Origin of the sequence: Actinobacillus ureae ATCC 25976, from assembly GCF_000188255.1 — a bacterium.
GTDB classification, from domain to species: domain Bacteria; phylum Pseudomonadota; class Gammaproteobacteria; order Enterobacterales; family Pasteurellaceae; genus Actinobacillus; species Actinobacillus ureae.
Genome location: NZ_GL831086.1, coordinates 1 through 6,973, shown reverse-complemented (window position 1 = coordinate 6,973; position 6,973 = coordinate 1). Strand labels below are relative to the sequence as shown.

7 protein-coding genes and 1 pseudogene are annotated in these 6,973 nt (G+C 39.5%); 3 read left to right on the top strand and 5 right to left on the bottom strand.

Translation table 11 applies throughout. The features are described from left to right. The 3 genes from HMPREF0027_RS11110 to HMPREF0027_RS11100 form a co-directional block, all read right to left on the bottom strand. The coding region (locus HMPREF0027_RS11110; RefSeq protein WP_005625348.1) for a hypothetical protein at positions 1 to 725 on the bottom strand (725 nt) is incomplete at its 3' end. An 11-nt stretch (positions 726 to 736) separates the two neighbouring features. After that, entirely contained in the window at positions 737 to 1,492 is a 756-nt protein-coding gene (locus tag HMPREF0027_RS11105) for an ATP-binding protein (RefSeq protein ID WP_005625346.1), read from the bottom strand. Between the two features lie 261 nt (positions 1,493 to 1,753). Next, positions 1,754 to 2,683, bottom strand: a complete 930-nt coding sequence (locus tag HMPREF0027_RS11100; protein ID WP_005625345.1) for a replication initiation protein — start codon at positions 2,681 to 2,683, stop codon at positions 1,754 to 1,756. Between the two features lie 400 nt (positions 2,684 to 3,083). On the opposite strand from HMPREF0027_RS11100, the gene HMPREF0027_RS11095 reads away from it, so the two are divergent. After that, positions 3,084 to 3,725, top strand: a complete 642-nt coding sequence (locus HMPREF0027_RS11095; protein ID WP_005625343.1) for a recombinase family protein — start codon at positions 3,084 to 3,086, stop codon at positions 3,723 to 3,725. Between the two features lie 1,057 nt (positions 3,726 to 4,782). Here HMPREF0027_RS11095 and HMPREF0027_RS11085 read toward each other — a convergent pair. Then, a complete protein-coding gene (locus HMPREF0027_RS11085) occupies positions 4,783 to 5,034 on the bottom strand; it encodes a hypothetical protein (RefSeq protein ID WP_005625336.1) in 252 nt (83 codons plus the stop codon). 103 nt (positions 5,035 to 5,137) lie between these two features. On the opposite strand from HMPREF0027_RS11085, the pseudogene HMPREF0027_RS12045 reads away from it, so the two are divergent. Next, a pseudogene (locus tag HMPREF0027_RS12045) lies at positions 5,138 to 5,227 on the top strand (peptide ABC transporter ATP-binding protein); the annotation flags it as partial. Between the two features lie 11 nt (positions 5,228 to 5,238). Further along, a complete protein-coding gene (locus HMPREF0027_RS11080; RefSeq protein WP_005625334.1) occupies positions 5,239 to 6,255 on the top strand; it encodes a YeiH family protein in 1,017 nt (338 codons plus the stop codon). 67 nt (positions 6,256 to 6,322) lie between these two features. Here the strand turns inward: HMPREF0027_RS11080 and HMPREF0027_RS11075 are convergent, their stop codons facing one another. Further along, positions 6,323 to 6,844 (bottom strand): metal-dependent hydrolase, encoded by a 522-nt coding sequence (locus tag HMPREF0027_RS11075; RefSeq protein ID WP_005625331.1) that lies wholly within the window; start codon positions 6,842 to 6,844, stop codon positions 6,323 to 6,325. Between the last annotated feature and the right edge of the window lie 129 nt (positions 6,845 to 6,973).

The window sequence follows — 6,973 nt, the reverse complement described above, 5'->3', positions numbered from 1 at the left end:
AGGCGGTACTTTACGATGTTGCTGTTCGTTGTGATTAGTTTTGTGTGAGCTTGGGCGGTTTTTTCTAAAAAACTAATTTGCTCGTCAGCTTCAATAACCCCTAATTTTACACGCTCTCGAGAGCGTTTCTCTAGCGTGCGGTAAAGGCTTACCATTCTTTCCGCTTGGTTTCGTTCAGCAACAGATTTTGAGAAGTTGGCAAGGATCTCCGCCGTTTCCGTGCGGCGTTGGCGTTCTCGGTCTAACTTCCTCGTAGTTTCGCTCGCTGAATACAATGGCATTTCGAACACTATCGCCGAATAGTAATTGTCGTTTTCGTTGTTGTATCGGTCTCTACGGTTAATGGCTTTCGAGGTTTTTAGTTTTAGCTCTCCATTAAACAAAGAGCGTTCAGGATAGCATTTCAAAATTTGTGTTAAAAGCTCGTCATTATTGATTTCTTTTGTCTTTACAAGCGGTTGGTTTTTCGCTCTAAAAGACGAATTATCGCCGTGAAAAGTCTCAAGCTCAAAAGGCTTTGTTTGAGGTGGTTTGCCGTCCGCTTGCCAGTCGTGTTTCTCGCCGAATGGCGATAAATTTTCACGGCTATCAGCTTGCAGTTTTGTTACGCGGTCGCTCTCGTTTTTATAGCTCAAATCAAGATTTTTATACTCGTGCAGATAATCGCTGAAAGCTCCGCTACAAGCTGTTAAAGCTAACGTTAAAACTAAAATATATCGTTTCAAAAACAGCTCTCCTAGTCTTTTCTGCTTGCTCGTCGTCCGCTCGAAAGTGCTTTCAAGCCTCCCATTATGAAAGCCAGTTCATACCAGCCCCCAGCTGCACAGCAGGCAATTAAAAAGTAAACAAAAATTGAAGTGGCATCGTAGCTGGCTTGAGTGTCTAGTTTTAAGTGCTCAAGATTGGAATTTAAAACAACCGTTCGCAAGCTCGTAGATAATCGCTGTTCTTCGCTTGTCGCAATCACAAACTGCTTGCAATGCTCTATCGCTCGCTTAACGATTTCTAACTTGCGGTTTGTGAGTTTCTGAGCGTCATCAATAATTAAAACGGTGTTATGGTGCTTGATGAATTCGATTAGGTTTTCTATGCGTTCGTGCTGTTTGAGTTGCTTAAACTCTCGTCCCTCAAAGCTCGCCCAAAACTCTTGTAAATCTCGGTTATTCTTGTATTGTTTGCTTTTTGGAATAGCATTAAAAAAATCTCGAAGTTGAGGCGTGTCCACATATTCGGCAATTGTGCCAAATCCTGAAAGTTTTACGAACCCTCGGTCTTTTCCCCAAATATTCTGTCGCTCTTTCCAAATTTTCATAATCATTCGAGTTTTCCCACTATGAAATCCTCCGCTGATAAGAATATTCTTGCGGTTTCCGATATACTTACTGCTCTCAACTTTCCCAAACTTTTTGGACTTGCTCTCAAAATAAAGCTTGGCGTATTTCGTACCGTCTTTGCGTGGTGTTTTCTCGTGTCTGATATTCAAAAATTTCATTAAAAATCTCTTCCGTTCAAGCGGTCAAAATTTGCAAAAACTTTGCAAAAATTGACCGCTCTTTTGGGGTGAGTGCAAAAAATCCTGTGCTTTAAGGCAACGAATTTCATTAAAAATAACGTTGTGAAAAACCTATGCTTTTTTCGTAAAATTTTTATAAAAAAAATGCGAAGCATATGGGGTCATACAGGCAACCATTCCAACATAATCGCCAACACTTTTTCCGTGTCTAATTTATCTGTTCGTTTTTTTCAAACACACTTATTTCAGTAGTTTTCTTATTGTTTTGTAAAGGTCGTTTCCAGTCGCCTTGTAATATTTTTCTAGTAGTTCCAGCTCTCCTGCAGGTAGCAACGGCAAAATTTCACGCCATTCTTTGTCTTTAAAAACACCTTTCCAATGCTCTCTAATAATTCCCTCGCACTGGTTGAAGTAAACACCTTCTGCGTGCGTTCCTGCCATTACGTGAGGTCGTTGCGGTAAGCGTGGGCGTTTTGGTAAGGCTTCATAATCAATTTTTGGCTGTTCTTGCTGGCGTGAAATTAAGAATTTCAAAGCCACAATCGTTCGTCCGTTCTTGATTGGCTCAAGCTCAACAAATAAATCTGTTTTGCTGTTAATTTCCTCTAAAGCAGGCGTAATTACTCGCTTTTTAAGATCAGCATAAGCCTTGTATTTATCCGTAATTTGCAATAATTTTTTTAATTTTTCAACGGTAATTTGTCGCCAACCTGTGTTTTTAAATTGGGCTAATAACTCGTAAATTCTAATAGAATGGAAACTCTGAAAGGTTGAAATCTGCTCAAGGTTATAACTCGTGTAATACTTGCCTTTAAGCTGTGTTAAATAAGGCATAACCTCACGAGTTAAAGCAATACGAAATTTTCCCTCTCGCTTAAAATAAGTTCTCGAAGAAACCCACCGAAATTCAAAAATCTTCTCCTCGTCCTCAATCTTGACAGAACGCTCATAAATCTTCTTAACGGCTTGCTTTACTTGCTCATAAGCAGAAGCTGATTTTATTCCGAAGTGGCTGGCAAAGTCTGCAACGGTAAAATCAAACTCTAACTTATCAGACTTTGGCTCCATTATGCCAACCGTTAAAGCCAGCAGCCTCATTTCATCCAAAGTAAGCTGATAACTCGCTTCTATCAAGTTGTTTGATTTATTTATAATTAGCGTTTTTTCCATACGCTCGCCCTTTCTTATATTTGTGTGAATAATAATCTAAAAGAATAAAAATGGCAAATTTTAAAATTGTCATTTAAGAGGTTTATCCTGTGGATTAAACAAGAAATTTGTCCATTTATAACAAGAAATTTGTCCATTTATAACAAGAAATTTGTCCATTTATAACAAGAAATTTGTCCATTTATGAATTTGGCAAGCCTTGTGTGGCAAGGCTTAGCGTGATCCTAAAAACAAGATAAAAACAAGATAAAAACAAGATAAAAATACAGCTCAAAACTGCGTTTTGGCTGTCATATCGCTTCGCTCTATTTTTTTATTTTTTAAATTGTATGAAAAAACCTTTGCTTTTTTCATACACATCAAATAAAATAATTTTAACGTTTTTCAGCAAGGAGTTTTTATGAAAGTTTATGGCTATGTGCGTGTCTCAACAAATCAGCAAGACACCGAAAAGCAATGGAATACCGTTTTAAACTATGCCAATGATGTTCTGCGTAGTCCAATCGATAAAATCGAAGATACAGCCTCAGGAAAGATTGAGTGGCGTAAACGTAGTTTAGGGAATGTTGTTGAGCAAGCTCAATCAGGCGATGTGATCGTTGTTAGTGAAATCTCTCGTCTTGAACGTTCAACGCTTGGTGTTTTGGATTTTCTCAAGGTTACGGCTGAAAAAGATATTGCGGTTCATATCGTTCAGCAGGGCTTAGTGTTCAAAGGGCAAAACGATATTACTTCAAAGATTATGGCAACCGTTCTTGGAATGGTTGCGGAGATTGAGCGTGAATTTATCTCGCAACGTACTCGCAACGCTCTAGCCAAAATCAAGGCGGACGGTAAGCAACTAGGTAGACCAAAGGGAGAGGCGAAAAAACACCGTCTCGACGGTTTTAAAAATGATATTTTTAAGATGATCAAGCAAGGTGTAGCAAAGCGTAGTATCGCTAGAATGTACAACGTTGCACCGTCCACACTCTACGATTTCATACATCGAGAAGAGCGAAAGGCTATGAAAAAACAGCTCAAAATTGAGATTGAAGAGTAGCCAAAAATGTAAGAGCCGTGTCGCTCTGAGGGTTAAAGTGCGGTCAAAATTTGCTCAGTTTTTGCGAGTGTTTGAATAAAACCTAAAAGAAACTAAAATCAAACCATATGCGTTTGATTTTAATGCAATTAAATATTTTTCCGACATATTAAAAGGCGTTTGAAAAAAGCGATCATTTTTTTTAAACACGCCACAAAAAAACCGCCCTAAAAGGCGGTTTTATGTTAGAATTCCTTTGTGCTATCGGCGACCTAGGTAGAATGCTACCTGACCGTAGCATACTGCTTAGCCGCTTAGTCTTGTAGCACTAAGGGGGTGATTTATGTGAAAGCATCAGAAATTATTACTCTGATAATACTAGCTATGCTAGTTGGGGCAATCAGTTTGAGAGTATTCGCCATACTAAATCTGCTGATTGCAGTTTTCGGTAAATTAGCCTAACGGCTAGGAAGGGAACGGGGTAGCGACCTGTTCCCGACCCTTAATATTGTATTCCCTCTCCAATGATAATTCAAGTTACACTCAAAAAAAACGTTCTCTTTCAGGTAAAAACCCCAATTCTCTTTAAGTAGCTCTAAAATCAATTCTAAGCGATTTTATCTAAAAGGTAGGTGCTTGTATAGGTTGGCTTGTTTTCGTGGCTCTATGGCTTGTTTTGGTGCGTTATTTTTTGTATTACGGTCAAGATCCTTTTTGCAGTCGTCAAAAATAATCAAGATCGCATTTTTATGGCTGTTTGGGGTCGGTGCTGGCAATCCGCTTCGGGGCGGCTCGCTTGCCCGCCTCCGCCGTCCGCACGCTACGCCATTTCGCAAGCTACACGGCTTCGCGACTTCCTGCTCTGGCTGGCTCTCTCGTGCGTCCTCTGTCCGCTCGGTTCTCGTCGTTCTCAGCGTACCGCTCGCAAGCTCGCGAAACGCTTTCACTCCTCGCCCCGCCGCCCCTTCGCTCTTATGGCTGGTTCTTCTCCGTCCTTGCGTGACGAGAAGTAAGGACTAAAAAAACGATAAAAATTCTACCGCACTTTTTTAATTGCAATGGATACAACTAACTAAATTTAAGCAAAATACATTCTAATTTTATCAGCCAGTTTAATCTCAACTTGAGCTAAATTTTCTTTCTCACTTGATAATTCATTTTGAATTGAAATGACCTCATTATTTTCAAGTTCAATCTTTGCAACTAAGTAATTTTTCTCATCATCAACGAATGTTTGAATGCCGTTAAATTGAATACCATTGATACCCCTTTCAAGCATCTGAAAGCCAAGTTCTGTAAGCTCTATCTGAGTTGGTTGATACGGTTTCATTTCTCAGTCCTCCTTGTTGTTATGTTACGTCTAAATCTGAGATTTTTATATTTTCTGCTCTGCATAAGCTAAAGTGTAGAATTACAGGCTGCGCCAAGTATTCCAACATGATATTATTCGTCGCTTAGTCGAAAGCTATTTTGGCAAAATTTTAGATGAAACCGCTTGGGTAAAAGACAAAAACACTCACTAAGGAAAGAAAAAATGAACACTCGTCCCTTTTATTTCGGACTTATATTTATCGCGATTATCGCTGTACTTGCTAACTATTTAGGAAACACTGATTTTTCCCATCATTATCATATCAGTGCTCTAATTATTGCCATCTTGCTGGGAATGGCAATCGGCAATACCATTTATCCGCAATTTTCAACACAAGTGGAAAAAGGCGTTTTGTTTGCCAAAGGCACGCTTCTTCGCACTGGCATTGTGCTGTATGGTTTCCGCCTCACTTTTGGCGATATTGCCGATGTAGGATTAAATGCTGTTGTCACTGATGCGATTATGCTAATTTCAACCTTCTTTTTTACCGCACTTTTAGGCATTCGTTATCTAAAAATGGATAAACAATTGGTTTATCTCACTGGAGCAGGATGTAGTATTTGTGGTGCGGCAGCTGTTATGGCGGCAGAGCCTGTTACCAAAGCAGAATCTCATAAAGTTTCAGTGGCGATTGCCGTAGTGGTCATTTTCGGGACGCTTGCTATTTTTACTTACCCCTTGTTCTACACGTGGTCACAAGATTTAATTAACGCCCATCAATTCGGTATTTATGTTGGTTCTAGTGTACACGAAGTGGCTCAAGTGTATGCGATTGGGGAAAATATTGATCCTATCGTGGCGAATACTGCCGTCATTTCCAAAATGATCCGAGTGATGATGCTCGCACCATTTTTATTAATGCTTTCTTGGTTATTAACACGTAGTGATGGGGTATCAGAAAATACCTCTGACAAAATTACAATTCCTTGGTTTGCTGTACTTTTTATTGGCGTTGCGATTTTTAATTCTTTTGATTTATTACCAAAAGAACTCGTGAAATTATTAGTTGAAATCGATTCTTTCTTATTAATTTCATCAATGGCTGCCCTTGGCTTAACTACACAAGCAAGCGCAATCAAAAAGGCAGGATTAAAACCACTTGTTTTAGGAACACTAATTTATTTATGGCTAGTGGTTGGTGGATTTTTAGTGAATTATGGAATATCAAAATTAATATAAAACTCACTTAAGATTGACCGCACTTTTAAAGTGCGGTCTTTTTTTATGAACAGATTTTCAAAACACACTAAAATAATTTAAATCGGTTTTTTTTCCACTCCGCTCCATCAATTAATCCATCGCCGTAATAGCCCGCCCAATCGTAAAAAAATGGCAAAAATTGACCGCTCTCACGGTTGATTAAAATCGCCACAAATAAGCAAGCACCAGAAAAACCAAGTGAAATCATATACTCGGCAGCCGACCCCGTTCGAAGTCGTCCACCGAATAGATGAAATCGTCTGTCAGATAAAGGGGAAAACGGTACGCCAGTGATTGTGCAAGCGTCAGCAAGAATGTGAGTTAAACCACCCCAACAAAAAGTTGTAATCCAGTCTAATTCTAAGGCAAAACAAGCAATAAAACCTATAAGCCAGTAAGCGAAATAATGCGTTTCCTGTCGGTGCTTAAGGTTCATTCTGAATAGGTTGTTTGCAATTCCCTCAGCCAAGTCAGGGAATACGCCACCGAACACTGCAAGCGGTACGAGTTTAGGTTCAAAGATTGCTGTTGTTGAGCCAGCTATAGCGATGTGAGAAATCCATTTCATCAATCTTCCCCGAAGCCTTCTGGCACTTCAAGATCGAATTCTTGCGGATGTTTGGCTTCGCCAGAAATCCGCTTCAAAAAGTCATTTAAAACAGGTGCTTTGCTGTCCTCGCACAAACTCACAAGCTGT

Excerpts from the sequence above, each read along its gene's own strand:
- HMPREF0027_RS11080 (WP_005625334.1), top strand. The coding sequence starts at position 5,239 with ATGAACACTCGTCCCTTTTATTTCGGACTTATATTTATCGCGATTATC.
- HMPREF0027_RS11085 (WP_005625336.1), bottom strand. The coding sequence starts at position 5,034 with ATGAAACCGTATCAACCAACTCAGATAGAGCTTACAGAACTTGGCTTT.
- HMPREF0027_RS11100 (WP_005625345.1), bottom strand. The coding sequence starts at position 2,683 with ATGGAAAAAACGCTAATTATAAATAAATCAAACAACTTGATAGAAGCG.
- HMPREF0027_RS11075 (WP_005625331.1), bottom strand. The coding sequence starts at position 6,844 with ATGAAATGGATTTCTCACATCGCTATAGCTGGCTCAACAACAGCAATC.
- HMPREF0027_RS11095 (WP_005625343.1), top strand. The coding sequence starts at position 3,084 with ATGAAAGTTTATGGCTATGTGCGTGTCTCAACAAATCAGCAAGACACC.
- HMPREF0027_RS11105 (WP_005625346.1), bottom strand. The coding sequence starts at position 1,492 with ATGAAATTTTTGAATATCAGACACGAGAAAACACCACGCAAAGACGGT.